We start from the raw sequence: 16,605 nt of genomic DNA, 5'->3' as shown, positions 1-16,605 counted from the left end.
CCCGCACCCACAGCACCTCTTGGTTCATCGTAGTTTTCTAGACAAAGAACGGCGGCGACGGCGATGCGGCTGCGCGCACTTCTGGACACCGATGCGCTGGGGCTGCGGCTGCTCGGCGGGGCGGACGAGCTGGACCGCACGGTACGCGGGGTGATGACCACCGACCTGCGCGACCCCAGCCGCTATCTGTCCGGCGGCGAGCTGGTCCTGACCGGTCTGGCCTGGCGCCGGAGCGCCTCCGACTCCGAGCCGTTCGTACGGCTCCTGGTGTCCGCCGGGGTGGCCGCGCTGGCCGCAGGCGAGGCCGAGCTCGGCGACATCCCGGACGACCTCGTGACCGCCTGCGCCAAGCACCGGCTGCCGCTGTTCGCGGTCAACGAGTCGGTGGCGTTCGCGACGATCACCGAGCACGTCGTACGGCAGGTGTCGGGCGAGCGGGCCGGTGATCTGGCGGCCGTGGTGGACCGGCACCGCCGGATGATGACCTCGGGCCCGGCGGGCGGCGGCCCGGACGTGGTCCTGGACCTGCTGGGCTCCGACCTCGATCTGCGGGCGTGGGTGCTGTCGCCGACCGGGCGGCTGATCGCGGGCTCGAAGGTGTCGGGGGCCGCGCTGCCCGCGGACGTGTGCGCCAAGCTGGCCGCCGAGCACCTGGCCGCCGCCCGCACCGGCCGCCGGGGACCGCACCGGCTGGCGCTGGGGGCGGCGACGTACTCCCTGTTCCCGATCCGCAGCAGCGGGCGCTCCCCGCAGGGCTCGCGGGACGTGCGCGAGACGGTGCTGTCGGACTGGCTGCTGGCCGTCGAGGCGGACGCCGGTGACTGGCCGGACGAGCGGCTGGACCTGCTGCAGGGCGTCACCCAGCTGATCGCGGTCGAGCGGGACCGGCGGGACGCGGCGCGCACGGTTCGCAGACGGCTCGCGCAGGAGGTCCTGGAGCTGGTCCAGACGGGTGCCGCGCCGGCCGAGATCGCCGCGCGGCTGCGGGTCGCCGCGCCCGTCCTGCTGCCAGGTCTCGGCGCGGCCCCGCACTGGCAGGTGGTGGTGGCCCGGGTCGAGTGGGAGGGCGGCGACATCGAGGCGGGACCGGTCGCCCAGTCCCTCCTGGAGGAGATCCTCGTCGACCCGCTGACGACGGGGCCCGAGCCCTCCGACCGGATCGCCGTGGCCCACACGGGCGACGAGGCGATCGCACTCGTACCGCTGCCCGCGGTGTCGGTCGAGCACGACGGCTCCGAGTCCGGGCTCCACGCGGACCTGCTCCTGGCGGCCGTACGGGATCCGCTGTCGGCCGGGCTCGACGACGACGGGCGGGTGACGCTCGGGGTGAGCGCGGCCGTGCACTCGGCGGAGGGGCTGCGCGGGGCGCTGGAGGAGGCGCGGCACGCGCGGCGGGTGGCGGCGGCGCGGCCCGGGCGGGTGTGCGCGGCGGGCCACCAGGAACTGGCCTCGCACGTCCTGCTCCTCCCCTTCGTGCCGGACGACGTGCGGCGGGCGTTCACCGCGCGCCTCCTCGACCCGCTGCGCGACTACGACCGCAGGCACCGCGCGGAACTGATCCCGACGCTGGAGGCGTTCCTGGAGTGCGACGGATCGTGGACGCGCTGTGCGACCCGGCTGCACCTGCACGTCAACACGCTGCGCTACCGGGTCGGCAGGATCGAGCAGTTGACGAGTCGGGACCTCTCGCGCCTTGAGGACAAGCTGGATTTCTTCCTGGCACTGCGGATGAGCTGACCCGGGGATCCCACGACTTTGTGAATTCTTTCACCCACCCTCTTGGCCGGGCCGCCTGATCCGTGCTGAGATGCGGCCACCACTCAACAGCTCAATGGTGTGCTGGGCCTGTCCTTCGGATCAGGTCGGTGTCGGGAGACGGTGCTCGGCGACGCCTGTGAGCGGGGCGTGGTGCGTGCAGCTGCAAGGCGGAGGAGGGCGTCGACGCGGAGCGTCGGCGACCGACGACAACGCCGCAGATGTGCGTGCCACGCCCCGCGACCACGAGCTGATCCGAAGGACAGGACCCTGGGGAGGGCAACGTGGCGCATTCCGCCATGTCTGGGAACGGAACGACCGCTGGTGACGATCCCCTCCAGACCGCGGTGTGGCGGCTGCGCTCGCGGGCCTGCTGGGTCGACGCGGCGGCGCTGCTGCGGCCCGACACCGCGGCGACGGCCCTCCAGCGGACCGCCCTGTTCGTGGAGCGGTGCCTCTACACCGAACAGGGCTGGGAAGAGGCCGACGACGCGCTGCGGACGGCCGAGGCGCTGGCCCACAGCGACGACGAGCGGGGCGCGGCGGCCTGTGAGCGCGGATACCTCGCCTACGCGGCCACCCTGCACGGGGTCCGCGACCGGGCCGACGAGGCGCGGGCCGCGCTCGGGCGGGCGGCGGCGCTGATCCCGCCGGGCGGCGGTGGGCGGGCGCTGCTGGACTTCCGGCGGGGGCTGCTCGCGGAGAACCTGGCGCGTTCGCCGCAGGCCGCGCGGGCCGCGTACCGACGGGCGCACGCGGGCGCCGCCGACCACGCCGACCCGCTGCTGCTGTCGTTCACCTGGCGCCATCTCGCCGGACTCGCCCTGCGGGACGGGGAGTTGGCGGAGGCCCGGCACGGCTTCGCCGAATCGCTGCGGATCCGGGAGGAGTTGGGCTACCTCGTCGGTACGGCCCCGGCCCTCGCGTCGCTCGCGGACGCCGAGGTCGAGCCGGAGGCGTCCCGGCTGCGCGAGGAGGCGCGGCGGCTGTTCCGGCTGCTCGGCGGTGTACCGACGTGGCTGGCACGGCAGTTGGCGGTGCCTGCGCCGGGGGCGGCGACGGCCTGAGCGGCAACTCAGAGGAACCTGAGAGCTTTCTGTGCGAGTCTGACGCGCCCGATCACAGGAGGAGCGCCCCCGATGAGCCTCATCAACGGCCTGCCCGCACATGTCCTGCTCGTCCACTTCGTCGTCGTCCTCGTGCCGCTCAGCGCACTGGCACTGGTCGTCTGCGCGGTCTGGCCACAGGCTGCGCGGCGGCTCGGCGTGGCGCTTCCGCTGCTGGCGCTCGTCGCGCTGTTGAGCGTGCCCCTGACCACCCAGGCCGGGGAGTGGCTGGAGCGGCACGTCGGCAGCAGTTCCCTGGTGCGCCGGCACGCCGAACTCGGCGACGGGCTGCTGCCGTGGGCCGGCGGTGTGTTCCTGCTGGCGGCGGCGGTGTGGTGGACCGTGGGCCGCAAGCCCGCACCGGAAGCCGCTCCCCGCTCCGCACCCGTCGGTCCGGTGATCCGGGTGGCCGCCGCCGTGCTGTCGGTCGCGGTGGCCGCCGGCGCCGTTGTCGACGTCTACCGCATCGGCGACTCCGGAGCGAAGGCCGCCTGGCAGAACGGCTTCTCGAAGACCGCCACCAGCGGCGAGGACCGGTAGCCGCTCGGGGCCCGTGGCGGCCGAGGATCCGTGTCCGCCCAGGGCTTGTGGCGGCCGAGGATCCGTGGCCGCTCCGGCCTGTTGCGGCAGAGGATCCGTGGCCGCTCAGAACCCGTAGCCGCCCAGGCCCGGCCGCCGCTCAGAACCCGTGGCAGCTCAGTACCCGTGGCCACTCAGAACCAGCGACCTCTCAGAACCCGTGGCCGCGAGGACCCGTGACCGCTCAGGACTGGCGGCCGCCCAGAACCCGTGGCCGTCCAAGACCGGCCGCCGCCCAGGACCAGCCGCCACTCAGAACCGGCCGCCGCTCAACCCGTAGCCGCCCAGGACAGGCCGCCGCTCAGGGCCGACCGGCGCTCAGGGCCGACCGGCGCTCAGGGCCGACCGGCGCTCAAAAAAACCGTCGCAGCTCAAAACCGGCGGCCGCCGAGGACCCGTGGCCGCAAGGACCCCTGGCCACCCAGAACCGGCGGCCGCTCAGAACCCGTAGTCGCTCAGAACCGGCCGCCGCTCTGCACCCATCGCCGCTCGAACCCGTCGCCGCTCAGAACCAGCCGCCGCTCAGGAAGCTCCGGCGAAGTGTTCCCGTACGAGTGACTGCGCCGTGTCCCACTCCTCCGCGGCCAACGCGTCGAGGAGTGCCAGGTGTTCGGCCGCGTCCGCGACCAGGTCGGCTCGTCCGCGCGTGACCGGGCCGCCGGCCAGTGGCCACTGGGTGCGGCGGTGCAGGTCCTCGGCGAGGTGGACGAGCTGTTCGTTGCCGGAGAGGGCGAGGACCGCGCGGTGGAAGGCCCGGTCGGACTCCGCGTAGGTCGCCCGGCACCCGGAGGACGCGGCGCGCACCGTCCCCTCGGCCAGCGGGCGCAGCTCGGCCCAGCGGGCGGTGGGCACCGTCCGGGCGAGCCGCAGCATCACGGGGACCTCGATCAGGGCGCGGATCTCGGCCAGCTCGGCGAGTTCGCGGGCGCCCCGCTCGACGACGCGGAAACCCCGGTTCGGTACGACCTCGACGGCACCCTCGGTGGCGAGCTGCTGCATGGCCTCGCGCACGGGCGTGGCGGAGACGCCGAACCGGTCGCCGAGCGCGGGCGCGGAGTAGACCTCGCCGGGGGTCAGTTCGCCGCCGACGAGCGCGGTGCGCAGGGCGTCGAGTATCTGCCCGCGCACGGAGGGCCGCTGGAGTGCCTGCCGGGGTCGCGGGAACGGCGTCTCGCTGTGCGTGTGCTCGCCGCGCACGGCGTCCGGGCCGTCCGCGAGGTCCCGGTCCCGGTCGCGGTCCACGTCGGCGGCGCGTGGCTGGGGCGGCACCCGGGTTCCTCGGGTACGCGGGTCCGGTATGCCGGTCCCGGCGGAGCCCTGCGCGCCCTGCTTCACGGGTCCTCCTCCGGACGTGTCAGTACTTGGGGTCATTACGGCTGCTTGTTACTCGCCCGTCAAGCACCTTAGGCGCAGATCGGACTAGTTCAAATCCGATCCCGGTTGGGTAAGGTAAGCCTTACCTTTAAACCAACGGCGAATCGGTGGTCCCGGCATGCCCCTGACTTCTTCGGCCACAGCGGACGCGTACGCCCGCCTCACCGAGGTCATCCCCGGGCTCGCGATCACCGAACTCACCCCGGGGCAGCCGCTTCCGACCGGCGGCGGCTGGGCCCCGGCCGCCGCGCTCGCCGAAGGCGGTGCGGGCCTGGACGCGTTCCTGGCCCGGGACGACGCCCAGGTCCTGCGCGACCACGGCCGGCAGGGGCGCCCGGACGTGATAGCCAGCTTCGGCCTGCACCGGTACGCCTGGCCGGTCTGCCTCCTGTTCACGGTCCCGTGGTTCCTGCACCGCCGCGTCCCCCGCCTCCCCGTGACCCACGTCACATACGACCGCACCGCCGAGGGCCTCGACATGGGCCACCTGGTCGTGCGCACCGACTCGTTCGCCTGCCTGCCCGGCGATCCGGCGGCGGCGCTGCCCGGAGCCAGGGTGGTCCCCGACGAGGAGGCGCTGCGCGCGGAGGTGCGGGCCGCGGTCGCCAAGCACATGGAGCCCGTACTCGCCGGATTCGGGCCGCGGATGCGACGGCGGGGCCGCGCGCTGTGGGGCATGGCGACCGACGAGATCGTCGAGAGCCTCTGGTACGTCGCCGACCTCTTCGGCGAACAGCCGCGCGCCGTACGGGAGTTGGAGGCACTGCTGCCGGGCACGACCAAGCCCTACGTCGGGACGGCCGGGTTCCGCGAACTGACCGGCCCCGACGGGGAGCCGCTGCGCACCCGGGACCGGGTGAGCTGCTGCATGTACTACACGCTGGACGCGCTGGACACCTGCCCGACCTGCCCGCGCACCTGCGAGGCGGAGCGGGTCACCAAACTGCTGGTGGCCGCCGCCAGTTGAGGGACCCTCAGTGCGGGGCCCGTTTCCGGGCCCGCTAGGATCACCGCGAACGAGACGCCCGCCCGGTTACAACTGCTTCACAACTTCCTCACTTGTCGCAGGAACTTTCCGTGGAACCACCCGTACGGGTAGTCTTATTCGAACTCAACTCCCGCCCCTCAAGCGGCAGTTCGAGCAGAAAGCCGCCCTGGGCATCCCCTTGCACCTCCTTGGCGGCCTCTTGCCCCGAAAACGCCTGAGGGCCGTTGGGATTGGGCCACTATGGCGGGCGTTACGCCCTATCCCAATGCAAGGGACCCCAGATGAGACTGACCGACATATCGCTTAACTGGCTGCTTCCCGGCGCCGTACTGCTCCTGGGCATGCTGGCGGCGGTTGCGGTGCTCGCGCGGAGCAAGCGGTCCGGCGGGGAGCACGCGAAAGACGACTCGTGGGAGCGCACGGAGGAGCGCCGCAGGCGCAAGGAGGCCATATACGGCATCGCCTCCTACGTCCTTCTGTTCTGCTGTGCGGCGGTCGCCGCGGCACTCTCCTTCCACGGACTGGTCGGCTTCGGCCAGGAGAACCTCGGCCTCACCGACGGCTGGGAGTACCTCGTCCCGTTCGGCCTCGACGGCGCGGCCATGTTCTGTTCCGTCCTCGCGGTCCGCGAGGCCAGCCACGGCGACGCGGCCCTCGGTTCCCGGATACTCGTATGGACGTTCGCGGCCGCGGCCGCCTGGTTCAACTGGGTGCACGCGCCCAGGGGTGTCGACCACGCGGGCGCTCCGCAGTTCTTCTCCGGCATGTCGCTGTCGGCCGCGGTCCTGTTCGACCGCGCACTGAAGCAGACCCGTCGTGCCGCGCTGCGCGAGCAGGGTCTCGTGCCGCGTCCGCTGCCGCAGATCCGTATCGTCCGCTGGCTGCGGGCCCCCCGCGAGACCTACAGCGCCTGGTCGCTGATGCTCCTGGAGAACGTGCGCAGCCTGGACGAGGCGGTCGACGAGGTGCGCGAGGACAAGGCGAAGAAGGAAGAGACCCGACTGCGCCGCCGCGACCAGCAGCGGATCGAGCGAGCCCAGCTCAAGGCCATAAGCCGGGGCCAGCGCGGCCTCATCGGCCGCCGGTCGCCGGAGCCGCAGGCCCTGGAGCGCGGCTCCTCGCAGCCCTCCGCGGAGCCTGCTCTATCGACCGGAGAGCCGCTGCCGGTTCGCACGCGTCCCTCACTCCAGCCAGTCCGCGGGGCATCTGACCCGATAACCGTCGACCTCACCGCGGAGGACGACACCATGGCCCTGCCGCGGCTCGACTCCCTTGAGCGCAAACTCAAGGACCTGGAGCAGCAGTTCGGCTGAGATCCGGGACCACGAGGTCCGGGACCGGGCGACAACGGGACGGGGGCGGCATCCAACTGGACGCCGCCCCCGTCCCGTTGCTCATGCCGCGTCCGGATCGAGTTCGAACCAGACGGACTTGCCCACCTCGTGGGACGAGACTCCCCAGGCGTCCGCGAGGGACTGCACCAGGACCAGGCCCCGCCCGTGCGTACCGTCGTCGGCGATCGGTGCGCGCAGTCTTGGCCTGCGGGCCACGAAGTCCCGTACCTCCACGCGCAGTCCACGCGGCCCGACCGTCGCCGTCAGCACGGCGTCGTGGTCGGTGTGGATCAGCGCGTTGGTGACGAGTTCACTCGTGAGCAGTTCCGCTATCTCCGATCGTCCCGGCCTCCCCCAGTGCCGTAACAGTTCACGCAACGCCCTGCGTGCTTCGGGCACCGCCCGCAGGTCGGCGCGTCCGAGTCTGCGCCTCAGTTGAGGCGACTGCGCCGGTTCCATGGCGCTGTCGGCCGTTTCCTCCACCGTTTTCGCCGAAGAGGCCCCGACCGCCATGGGACCGCCCCCTCGTGCTTGCCTCTTCATGACCCCCGCCTGCGCCGGTTTCCCTCCTGCTCGAACATGTTCACGGGGATCCATGCCCTCGTGCGGAACGGGCCAGTCATGTCGAATCGTCAACGACCAGGTGTTCGGCCATGGTTGGGCCGGATCCGGCGGTGCGGAGGAATCGGGGGCAGCGGCGTCCGCACGGTCGAACAGCCACGGTACGGAGCATGCGGCCCGGGCGGGCCGGTCGGGACGTTCTCCTCCGCCAAGTCGTGGTCTCCGACGCCGGGACCAGACACCTCGTACCGTCCTGACCACCGGCGATCGCACCGACTGCCGATGCCGGGCTGCCGATCCGGCCGTAGTCCGCGAAGGCGTGGGGCGGTTGGTCCCCCGACGGCTCACGCTTCACGAATCTGGCCGGAATCAGCCGCTCAGGAACCGCCAACGGCCCCTTGGCGAGGACTACTTGCCATCGATTCCCTTCGTTCCGATGTGGAAGATCCTGTGGGTCGTACGAGTCATGTCGACGACCAGTTCGGTGGTGTCGCCGGCGCCCCAGGTCAGGGTGATGGTGGCCTCGGTGTGGTCGGTGGTGCCGTTGTCGGTGACCTTCCAGCTGAGGGGCGTGTTCTGCGCCTGGAGGACGCCGTCGGCGTGGTTCCTGTCCTCCCAGGCCGTCAGCTTCTTGAGGTAGGCGGGCGTGAGGTAGTACGCGCGCAGCTGCCGGGCGAGCTTGCCGCCGCCGTTGTCGAGGTCGCTCTCGGCGTCGATGTAGGCGCCGTAGAAGTCGGCGATGCGGGTGATGTTGTCGGACGGTGAGCCGCTGACGGTGCGCGGGCCGCCGGCGGAGGCCTGGGCCGCCACGCCCAGCCCGAGGGCGAGGGCGAGGCCGACGGCGAGGGCGGTGCGGCGCGTCGTCTTCTTGCTGTTCACGTGGGTTCCCCGTTTCGGTTCGGTGCCGTGCTGTGTGGTCGCTCAGAGCTTCGGCGCCCGGCCCGGGCGACCGCAACGACTGACACCGAACCCGCGACGGTGGAACCGTCCCACCCCCGCTGACCTCCTCCTATGCGGAGTGCCTGGGATGCCGTCCCGGGACGCGACCGCACGGGGGAACGGTGTCGGGCGAGGGCGACGACAGGGATGTCGAGGAGTTCGCGGCGCTGCTGCGACGGCTGAAGGACCGCACGGACCGCAGCTACAGTCAGTTGGCCCGCCGCCTGAACATGAACGCCTCGACCCTGCACCGCTACTGCGTCGGCGAGGCGGTCCCCCTCGACTTCGCCCCCGTGGAGCGGTTCGCAGGCCTGTGCGGGGCGACACCGGAGGAGCGGCTGCGGCTGCACCGGTACTGGATCCTGGCGGTGGCGGCCAGACAGCGACCCCGGCCCGCCGGGAATCCGGCACCGGGGCCGGTTCCGGTGCCGGCCCCGGTGCCGGAGGAAGTCCCCGCGCCGGCGCCGGGCCCCTGGTACCGACGCCGGCTCACGCTCACCGCCGCCGCGGTGTGCGCGATGCTCGCGGCGTGGGGCAGCCTGTCGGCGGTCTCCACCCACGACACCGCCAAGCCCAGGACCGCACCGTCCACACCGTCCGCAGCCCCCGCGCCCCTCACCTGGACCGCCAACTCCCAGGCATGGGGCATCCATTGCAGCCACGACTACGTCGTCGAGAAGTCACCCGCGCGGGTTCCGCCGCCCCCGGCCCCGGAGGACGCCGGGACCTGGGCGGCGAAACAGCGCGCGGTGCACGGACGGGAGACCGACGTCGAGATCTCGGTGCAGGGGCGGACGAGCACGGCGGTCGTCCTGGAGTCGTTGCGCGTACGGGTCGTGGGGCGGACCGCCCCCGTCCACGGCACCGCCTACGCCATGGACCAGGGCTGCGGCGGCGAGGTCAGCCCCCGCTACTTCGGGGTGGACCTGGACGCCCGCCGCCCCCTGGCCCGCCCGGTCGCCGGGAGCGACCTGGGCACGCCGGTCCCCGCGGCGCACCTGCCGTACCGGGTCTCCGCGCAGGACCCCGAGGTGCTGCTGGTGAAAGCGCAGACGCAGACCTGCGACTGCCGCTGGTACCTCGAACTCGGCTGGTCGTCCCAGGGCCGCACCGGCACCCTCCGCATCGACGACCACGGCAGGCCGTTCCGCACGACGAGCATCAAGGGCCTGCCGCACTACTGGTACTCGGCGAACGGCTGGGCACCGTACGACGGTTAGAGCCCGCGCACGTTACGGATGTTGGAGCGGGCCATCTGGAGCATGCGCCCAACTCCCCCGTCCAGCACGATCTTCGACGCCGAGAGCGCGAAGCCCGTCACCATCTCGGCGCTGATCTTCGGCGGGATGGACAGCGCGTTGGGGTCGGTGACGACATCGACGAGGGCCGGGCCCTTGTGCTTGAGGGCCGCCTTCAGGGCGCCTTGGAGGTCCTTGGGCTTCTCGACCCGCACACCGTAGGCACCGCAGGCCCGCGCCACGGCGGAGAAGTCGGGGTTCTTGTTGGTGGTGCCGTACGACGGGAGGCCGGCGACCAGCATCTCCAACTCGACCATTCCCAGAGAGGAGTTGTTGAACAGGACGACCTTCACCGGCAGGTCGTACTGGACGAGGGTGAGGAAGTCGCCCATCAGCATGGAGAATCCGCCGTCGCCGGACATCGAGATGACCTGCCGCTCGGTGTCGGTGAACTGCGCGCCGATCGCCATGGGCAGCGCGTTCGCCATCGAGCCGTGCGAGAACGAACCGATCACGCGGCGGCGGCCGTTGGGCGTGATGTAGCGGGCGGCCCACACATTGCACATGCCCGTGTCGACGGTGAACACGGCGTCCTCGTCGGCGAGTTCGTCGAGGACGGAGGCCACGTACTCGGGATGGATCGGGACCTGCTTCGCGACCTTCCGCGTGTACGCCTTGACGACCCCCTCCAGCGCGTCGGCGTGCTTCTTGAGCATCCGGTCGAGGAACTTCCGGTCCTCCTTCGGCTTCACCCGGGGGATGAGACAGCGCAGCGTCTCCTTCGCGTCGCCCCACACCGCGAGGTCCAACTTCGAGCGCCGGCCCAGGTGTTCGGGCCGCACGTCGATCTGGGCGATCTTCACGTCGTCGGGCAGGAAGGCGTTGTACGGGAAGTCGGTGCCGATGAGGATCAGCAGGTCGCACTCGTGGGTGGCCTCGTAGGCGGCGCCGTAGCCGAGCAGTCCGCTCATGCCGACGTCGTACGGGTTGTCGTACTGGATCCACTCCTTGCCGCGCAGGGCGTGGCCGATCGGGGACTTGATCTTCCCGGCGAACTCCATCACCTCGGCGTGCGCGCCCGCCGTGCCGCTGCCGCAGAACAGGGTGACCCGGTCCGCCTCGTCGATCAGCTCGACGAGCTTCTCGATCTCGGCGTCGCCGGGGCGGACGGAGGGGCGGGAGGTGACGAGGGCGGTCTCGACGGCCTTCTCCGGGGCGGGCTCGGCGGCGATGTCGCCGGGGAGGGAGACGACGCTGACGCCGGACTGGCCTATCGCGTGCTGGATGGCGGTCTGCAGGAGCCGCGGCATCTGCTTGGGGCTGGAGATCAGTTCGCTGTAGTGGCTGCACTCCTGGAAGAGCCGCTCCGGGTGGGTCTCCTGGAAGTAGCCGAGGCCGATCTCGCTGGACGGGATCTGCGAGGCGAGGGCGAGGACCGGGGCCATGGAGCGGTGGGCGTCGTAGAGGCCGTTGATGAGGTGCAGGTTGCCGGGGCCGCAGGAGCCGGCGCAGGCCGCCAGCTTCCCGGTTATCTGGGCCTCCGCGCCGGCGGCGAAGGCGGCGGTCTCCTCGTGCCGTACATGGATCCAGTCGATGGCGGAGTTGCGGCGGATCGCGTCGACGACGGGGTTGAGGCTGTCGCCGACGACGCCGTAGAGGCGCTTGACTCCGGCGCGGACGAGGATGTCGACGAACTGTTCGGCAACGTTCTGCTTGGCCATGGTTCTCGCGTGCCCTTCGGTTTCCGGTGTACTGCGGATCCCTCTGGGTTCCATGAATTCACAGCCCGGGCGCTCACGCCTCCCAAACAGCGGCGGCCGTGCGGTCGTCGGCATAACCCTTGACCCGCACTTGGGTGTCGGCGAGGAACGCGGCCAGACCGGGCGGGGTGGCGGCGGACCACCGGCCCGCCAGATGGGCGGACAGCTCGGGCTCGCCGCGCAGCGGTTCGGCGAGGCCGCCCGTGCACATGAGAAGCGTGTCGCCGGGGCGGGCGACCGAGGCACGGAAGCGGAAGGGTTCGCGGGGCGGTTCGGGGGCGGGTTCGTACGGGCTCGGCGGGGTCGGGATGCCGAGGTCCATGGTGAGCCGGTCGCCCTCGGGGGTCTCGGCGGGCTGCGAGCCGAAGCCGACGACGGCCTCGCCGGTCAGGTCTCCGACGCTGGGCTCGATGTCCTGCCACTCGCCGTCCCGCAGCCGGAACAGACCGCCGGGGCCGACGCCGAAGAAGACGCGGGTACGGCACTCCGGGTGGGCGGGGAGGAGGAGACAGCGCAGGGTGGCCGCGTACTCGTCCGGGTCGATGCCCTGCTCGGCGGCGCTGGCGCGGAGTTTGCCGAGACTGCGGTCGGTGAGCCGGTGCAGGCCCGACTTGAGATCACCGCGCCGGGCGGCCCGGATGTCCTCGGCGAGCCGCGCGTGACTGCGTCCGACGGCCCGTCCGATCCAGTGACAGGCCTCGGCGGCGGCCCGGTGCGCCCCCGGTGTGGCCCGGGCCCCGGTCGCCATCGCGACCAGCACCAGGGCCTGGTCCCCGACCCCGAACCGCGCGGTCAGCAGCGAGTCCCGGCGCGGCTCGCCCCGGAACCGCGCGGAGTCCCCGCGCACGGAAGCGGCCCGCAGCGTGCTGCTCCCGTACCGCGCCCCGTCCAGCACGGTGTCCGCGACCAGGTCGTCGAGCTCGTCCGGGTCGGCGGGCGGCAGGGCGGTGGGCTCGGCGTCGTAGGTGGGAGGCCCCGAGCCCACGTAGTCGAGGGTGAGGGAGGCGGGCGGGGGTGTGGGCGGCGGAGGGGGTGGTGGTGCGAGGGCAGGGAGATTGGGGGGCGGCCCGGTGAGGGCGGCCGGGGGCGGCGGGTAGGCGGGCGCGGCGGGAGGTGCGTCCCCGCGGAGGGACTCCGGGGTGGGCGGTACGGGGCCGACCGGTGCGGGGCTGACCGGTGGCGGTGGCGGCGGGAACGGCGCTGCGCCGAAGGGCGGGGCCGTGCCGACGCCGCGCCCGGCCGGAGAGGGTGAGCTGTCGTCGCGCGTGGCCGGGGCCGGGGCCGGGGCCGGGGCCGGGCGGTGGCCCGGCGCCTCGGTGTCCGCCGTACCGCCCCGGAGGGAGCCAGTGGCACCGGTGGCACCGGCACGCGGTGCCGGAACCCCCGTGCCGGGCGCCGGCCGCGCGCTCTCGCCCACGGGCCCGGGTGCCGGCCACGCATCCTCGCCCGCAGCCCGCGACACCGGGCTCGCGCCCTCGTCCACGGCTCCTGGCACTGAACGCACACCCTCGTCCGCAGTCCCCTGTACCTGACGCGCACCCTCGCCCACGGTTCCGGCCGCCGAAGCGAACCGGTCCTCCAGGGAGTCGGCCGCGGCCGTCGGCCCCGTGTCGTCGGTGGAGTCGTCGTACAGCTGGCCCCACCAGTCGTCCTCGTGACCGGGCGGCTTTCCCCCCTGCTGGCTCATGCCCCTAATTGTCCACCGCGCGGGCCGGATGAAAACGGGGCGTCAGGAAAATCCGGTGCACGCCCCTCCTCGAACGGCGTGTCGGATGACATACCGAACGCCCGTACGCCACAAGGAGATCAGGGAAATCAAGGAGATACGGCATGGCACAGAGCCGCCGGACGGTTCCACCCCCCACGGGAGAACCGCCCGGCGACGACCGAGTGACCGAATCCCGTCGCGGATCCAGCCGTCCGCGCCTGAGTGTGACTTGCCTTCCTGAAGGGCCGCTGTGATGCGCGCCCGACTCCCCTATGACTTACTCCGGGCGCGAATCCGCAGGCCGAACAAGCCCAATCCAGGTGTTATGGGCGGCTGTTGGTGCCTCGGTGGCGCAACCTTGGCAGAGTGACGGGTGGTACGGCGATGATGTGCGGAGGCGGGTTCGCGCCGTGGCCGATTTCCGCCACGGCGCACGCGACGGGTCTTCGGGGAGGGGCGCAGCCTGATGCTGGGAGCGATAGGCCTGGACGAGGCGCACGAGTCGGCGTACCGGGCGCTGGTGTCCGTCGGCGCCGCGGACGTGCCCGATCTCGCGCGCCGGCTGACCATCGGGGAGTACGACACCGAGCGCGCCCTGCGCCGCCTGGAACTGCACGGACTCGCCGCCCAGTCGACGGCCCGCCCGGGCCGCTGGGTCGCGGCCCCGCCCGGGGTGGCCCTGGGTGCCCTGCTCACCCAGCAGCGCCATGAACTGGAGAAGGCCGAGCTGGCCGCCGCGCTGCTCGCCGAGGAGTACCGGGCGGCCGCCGCCGAGACCGCCGTACACGATCTGGTGGAGGTGGTGACGGGGGCCGCGGCCGTCACCCGGCGCTTCCTGCAGCTCCAGCTCGGCGCGAGCGACGAGGTGTGCGCGCTGGTCACCGGGAATCCGGTCGCCGTCACCGGCATGGAGAACGACGCGGAGGAGCAGGCCGCCGGACGCGGGGTCCGCTACCGGGTCGTCATCGAACGCGCGGTGCTGGACCTGCCGGACGGCCGCACCGAACTGGCCGCCGCCCTCGGCCGCGACGAGCAGGTGCGAGTCGTGGACAGAGTGCCGACCAAACTGGTGGTCGCCGACCGGAGCCTCGCGCTGGTGCCGCTCACCTCGCACAGCGCCGAACCCGCCGCGCTGGTCGTACACGCGAGCGGCCTGCTGGAACTGCTCTGCGGGCTCTTCGAGTCGGTCTGGCGGGACGCGCACCCGCTGCGCCTTGGCGAGTCCGGGGCCACCGAGCAGGAGCCGGACGGCCCAGACGGCACCGACCTGGAGGTGCTGTCCCTGCTGCTGGCCGGGCTGACCGACGCGAGCGTGGCGAAACAGCTCGATCTGGGCCTCAGGACGGTCCAGCGCCGGGTGAAGCGGCTGATGGAGCTGACCGGGGTGACGACCCGGCTGCAACTGGGCTGGCACGCCTACGAACGGGGCTGGGTGACCCGTTACTGACCTGCGTTTTCCCCCGGGATCCCGCAGGCTGGGCAGATGGGAGTGGCTGAACTCCTGCTGGTCGGCGTCGTCATCCTGCTCGGCCTGTGCGGAGTCCTGGTGCCCGGAGTTCCGGGGTCGTGGCTGGTGTGGGCCGCGGTTCTGTGGTGGGCGCTGAAGGATCCGCAGCCGGTCTCCTGGGGTGTTCTCGTGGGCGCCACGGCCGCGCTCCTCCTCTCCCAGGTGGTGCGCTGGTGGCTGCCGCCCCGCCGCCTCCGGGCGAGCGGCGCGACCCCCCGGACGGCCGTGTACGCGGGCACCGGCGCGTTGCTGGGCTTCCTGTTGCTGCCCGTGCTCGGCGCGATCCCCGGCTTCATGGCCGGCGTCTACGTCCACGAGCGCATGCGGCTGGGCCGGCACGCCGAGGCCATGGCCTCCCTGCGTACGGCGATGCGCTCGGGCGGCTCCAGCGTGCTGACGGAACTGTTCACGTGCCTGCTGATCGCGGGCGCGTGGTTGGGCGCCACGATCTGGGGCTGACCCCTGAGATCTACGGGGTCTACGGGGTCCACGGGGTCAGTGGGGCCAGCGTGGTGAGGTCGACCGTGTCGGCGAGTGCGCGCATGCCGGCGTCGTTGAAGTGCAGGTGGTCGCCGGAGTCGTAGGCGGGCCGGATCCGCTGCGGCTGCTCCGGGTCGCGGACGGCGGCGTCGAAGTCGACGACCGCGTCGAAGAGCCCGCCGGCCCCGGCCCGGACGAAGGCGTTGACCGCCTGCCGTACGCCGTCCCGGGCCGGCGTGTACGCGCTGTTGCCGCCGTACGGCGTGAGGGTCGCGCCGATGACGCGGATGCCGTGGGCGTGGGCGCGGGTCACGAGGGTGCGGTAGGCGCTCTCGAAGGCGTCGGGGTCGGTGGCGTTCGGGGTGCCCTTGATGTCGTTGATGCCCTCCATGACGATCAGTACCCGCACCCCCGACCGCGACAGGGCGTCCGCGTCGAGGCGGGCCAGGGCGCTCGGCCCGGTGTCGTCGCGCAGCAGGCGGTTGCCGGAGATCCCGGCGTTGAGGACGCCGAGGCGGCGGTACGACGGCAGTTCGGCGAGGCGCTCGGCGAGCCGGTCGGGCCAGCGGTGGTTGGCGTCGCGGGTGGAGCCGTTGCCGTCGGTGAGGGAGTCGCCGAAGGCCACGACACTGCCGGCCGCCGGGGCGTCGAGGACGTCGACGCCGGTGACGTAGTACCAGGAGGTGGTGGTCGTCGTGTAGGCCGCGCCGTCGCTGTCGGCCGCCCAATTGCCGGTCGGGGTGCGGTAGTTGGTCTGTCCGGCGGCGCGGTGGTAGGTCGCCGGGCCGGAGTCGTCGGGCGTGTGGACCGTGACGAGCAGGTCCGCCTCGTCGGGTACGGCGAGCGGGACGGCGTCGGTGACCAGGTCCGCGCCCGCCGGGATCGTGACCGCGCGGGCACCACCGAAGGTCGCGGTGCGCATCGAGCCGGGCACCGCGTCTGGACCGGTCCCGCGCAGGGCGACGGTCACCGTGTCGAGGCGGAGGGGCGCGGTGCCGAGCCGGTTGGTGAGCCGGACGCGGACGGCGTCGCCGCCGACGCTGAGATGCACGACGTTGCGGAAGGAGGCACCGGGATGGGCCGTGGTGGTGCCGGAGGGGGCGGCCTCCCAGCTGCCGGTCCAGATGTCGAGGGGCTCGCGCGCCGGGGCACCGGCCGCCGCCGTGCCCTGCCCGACTCCCGCCCCCAGCACCACTGCCAGCAGTGCCACACCGATCCGTCCGGCCCCGACCATGAGCGCTCCGCCTCTCCCCGCCGACCACGAGGAGGCGACCGT

Annotated in this window: 14 protein-coding genes; 8 read left to right on the top strand and 6 right to left on the bottom strand. The window is 72.6% G+C overall.

The genetic code is table 11. The features are described 5' to 3' along the window. The first annotated feature begins 63 nt into the window (after positions 1 to 63). The 3 genes from ACWDEW_RS00450 (at position 64) to ACWDEW_RS00440 (ending at position 3,401) form a co-directional block, all read left to right on the top strand. Positions 64 to 1,737 (top strand): PucR family transcriptional regulator, encoded by a 1,674-nt coding sequence (locus tag ACWDEW_RS00450; RefSeq protein WP_450508172.1) that lies wholly within the window; start codon positions 64 to 66, stop codon positions 1,735 to 1,737. A 317-nt stretch (positions 1,738 to 2,054) separates the two neighbouring features. Continuing rightward, a complete protein-coding gene (locus ACWDEW_RS00445) occupies positions 2,055 to 2,822 on the top strand; it encodes a hypothetical protein (protein ID WP_359606562.1) in 768 nt (255 codons plus the stop codon). Positions 2,823 to 2,894: 72 nt separating this feature from the next. After that, complete coding sequence (locus ACWDEW_RS00440; protein ID WP_450508170.1) at positions 2,895 to 3,401, top strand: DUF2231 domain-containing protein; 507 nt, start codon at positions 2,895 to 2,897, stop codon at positions 3,399 to 3,401. A 561-nt stretch (positions 3,402 to 3,962) separates the two neighbouring features. Here the strand turns inward: ACWDEW_RS00440 and ACWDEW_RS00435 are convergent. Beyond that, complete coding sequence (locus ACWDEW_RS00435; protein WP_450508168.1) at positions 3,963 to 4,775, bottom strand: GntR family transcriptional regulator; 813 nt, start codon at positions 4,773 to 4,775, stop codon at positions 3,963 to 3,965. A 157-nt stretch (positions 4,776 to 4,932) separates the two neighbouring features. Here ACWDEW_RS00435 and ACWDEW_RS00430 point away from each other — a divergent pair, with 157 nt between their 5' ends. Continuing rightward, complete coding sequence (locus ACWDEW_RS00430; RefSeq protein ID WP_450508166.1) at positions 4,933 to 5,781, top strand: (2Fe-2S)-binding protein; 849 nt, start codon at positions 4,933 to 4,935, stop codon at positions 5,779 to 5,781. A gap of 302 nt (positions 5,782 to 6,083) precedes the next feature. Continuing rightward, entirely contained in the window at positions 6,084 to 7,115 is a 1,032-nt protein-coding gene (locus ACWDEW_RS00425) for a DUF2637 domain-containing protein (protein WP_450508164.1), read from the top strand. Between the two features lie 81 nt (positions 7,116 to 7,196). On the opposite strand, the gene ACWDEW_RS00420 is transcribed toward ACWDEW_RS00425, so the two are convergent. Together ACWDEW_RS00420 and ACWDEW_RS00415 are read right to left on the bottom strand one after the other, a co-directional pair. Then, on the bottom strand, positions 7,197 to 7,649 hold the full coding sequence (locus ACWDEW_RS00420; RefSeq protein WP_450508162.1) for an ATP-binding protein: 453 nt from the start codon (positions 7,647 to 7,649) through the stop codon (positions 7,197 to 7,199). 456 nt (positions 7,650 to 8,105) lie between these two features. Then, positions 8,106 to 8,576: a hypothetical protein gene (locus tag ACWDEW_RS00415; protein ID WP_450508160.1), complete on the bottom strand. Its 471-nt coding sequence runs from the start codon at positions 8,574 to 8,576 to the stop codon at positions 8,106 to 8,108. 182 nt (positions 8,577 to 8,758) lie between these two features. Here ACWDEW_RS00415 and ACWDEW_RS00410 point away from each other — a divergent pair, with 182 nt between their 5' ends. Then, a complete protein-coding gene (locus ACWDEW_RS00410; RefSeq protein WP_450508158.1) occupies positions 8,759 to 9,856 on the top strand; it encodes a helix-turn-helix domain-containing protein in 1,098 nt (365 codons plus the stop codon). On the opposite strand, the gene ACWDEW_RS00405 is transcribed toward ACWDEW_RS00410, so the two are convergent. After that, positions 9,853 to 11,595: a pyruvate dehydrogenase gene (locus ACWDEW_RS00405; RefSeq protein ID WP_450508157.1), complete on the bottom strand. Its 1,743-nt coding sequence runs from the start codon at positions 11,593 to 11,595 to the stop codon at positions 9,853 to 9,855. The two genes, ACWDEW_RS00410 and ACWDEW_RS00405, sit on opposite strands and share 4 nt — an antisense overlap. A gap of 73 nt (positions 11,596 to 11,668) precedes the next feature. After that, positions 11,669 to 13,321 (bottom strand): protein phosphatase 2C domain-containing protein, encoded by a 1,653-nt coding sequence (locus tag ACWDEW_RS00400; RefSeq protein ID WP_450508155.1) that lies wholly within the window; start codon positions 13,319 to 13,321, stop codon positions 11,669 to 11,671. Between the two features lie 487 nt (positions 13,322 to 13,808). Between ACWDEW_RS00400 and ACWDEW_RS00395 the strand changes: the two genes are divergently transcribed. Both ACWDEW_RS00395 and ACWDEW_RS00390 read left to right on the top strand, forming a co-directional pair. Beyond that, positions 13,809 to 14,789: a helix-turn-helix transcriptional regulator gene (locus ACWDEW_RS00395; protein WP_450508153.1), complete on the top strand. Its 981-nt coding sequence runs from the start codon at positions 13,809 to 13,811 to the stop codon at positions 14,787 to 14,789. 36 nt (positions 14,790 to 14,825) lie between these two features. Continuing rightward, on the top strand, positions 14,826 to 15,308 hold the full coding sequence (locus ACWDEW_RS00390; protein WP_450508151.1) for a DUF456 domain-containing protein: 483 nt from the start codon (positions 14,826 to 14,828) through the stop codon (positions 15,306 to 15,308). A 19-nt stretch (positions 15,309 to 15,327) separates the two neighbouring features. Here the strand turns inward: ACWDEW_RS00390 and ACWDEW_RS00385 are convergent, their stop codons facing one another. After that, complete coding sequence (locus tag ACWDEW_RS00385; RefSeq protein ID WP_450508149.1) at positions 15,328 to 16,563, bottom strand: SGNH/GDSL hydrolase family protein; 1,236 nt, start codon at positions 16,561 to 16,563, stop codon at positions 15,328 to 15,330. Positions 16,564 to 16,605 lie beyond the last annotated feature (42 nt).

Source organism: Streptomyces sp. NPDC001100 (assembly GCF_053598575.1).
The sequence above is the reverse complement of the archived record's forward strand: the minus strand, read 5'-3'. Positions and strand labels throughout refer to the sequence as shown.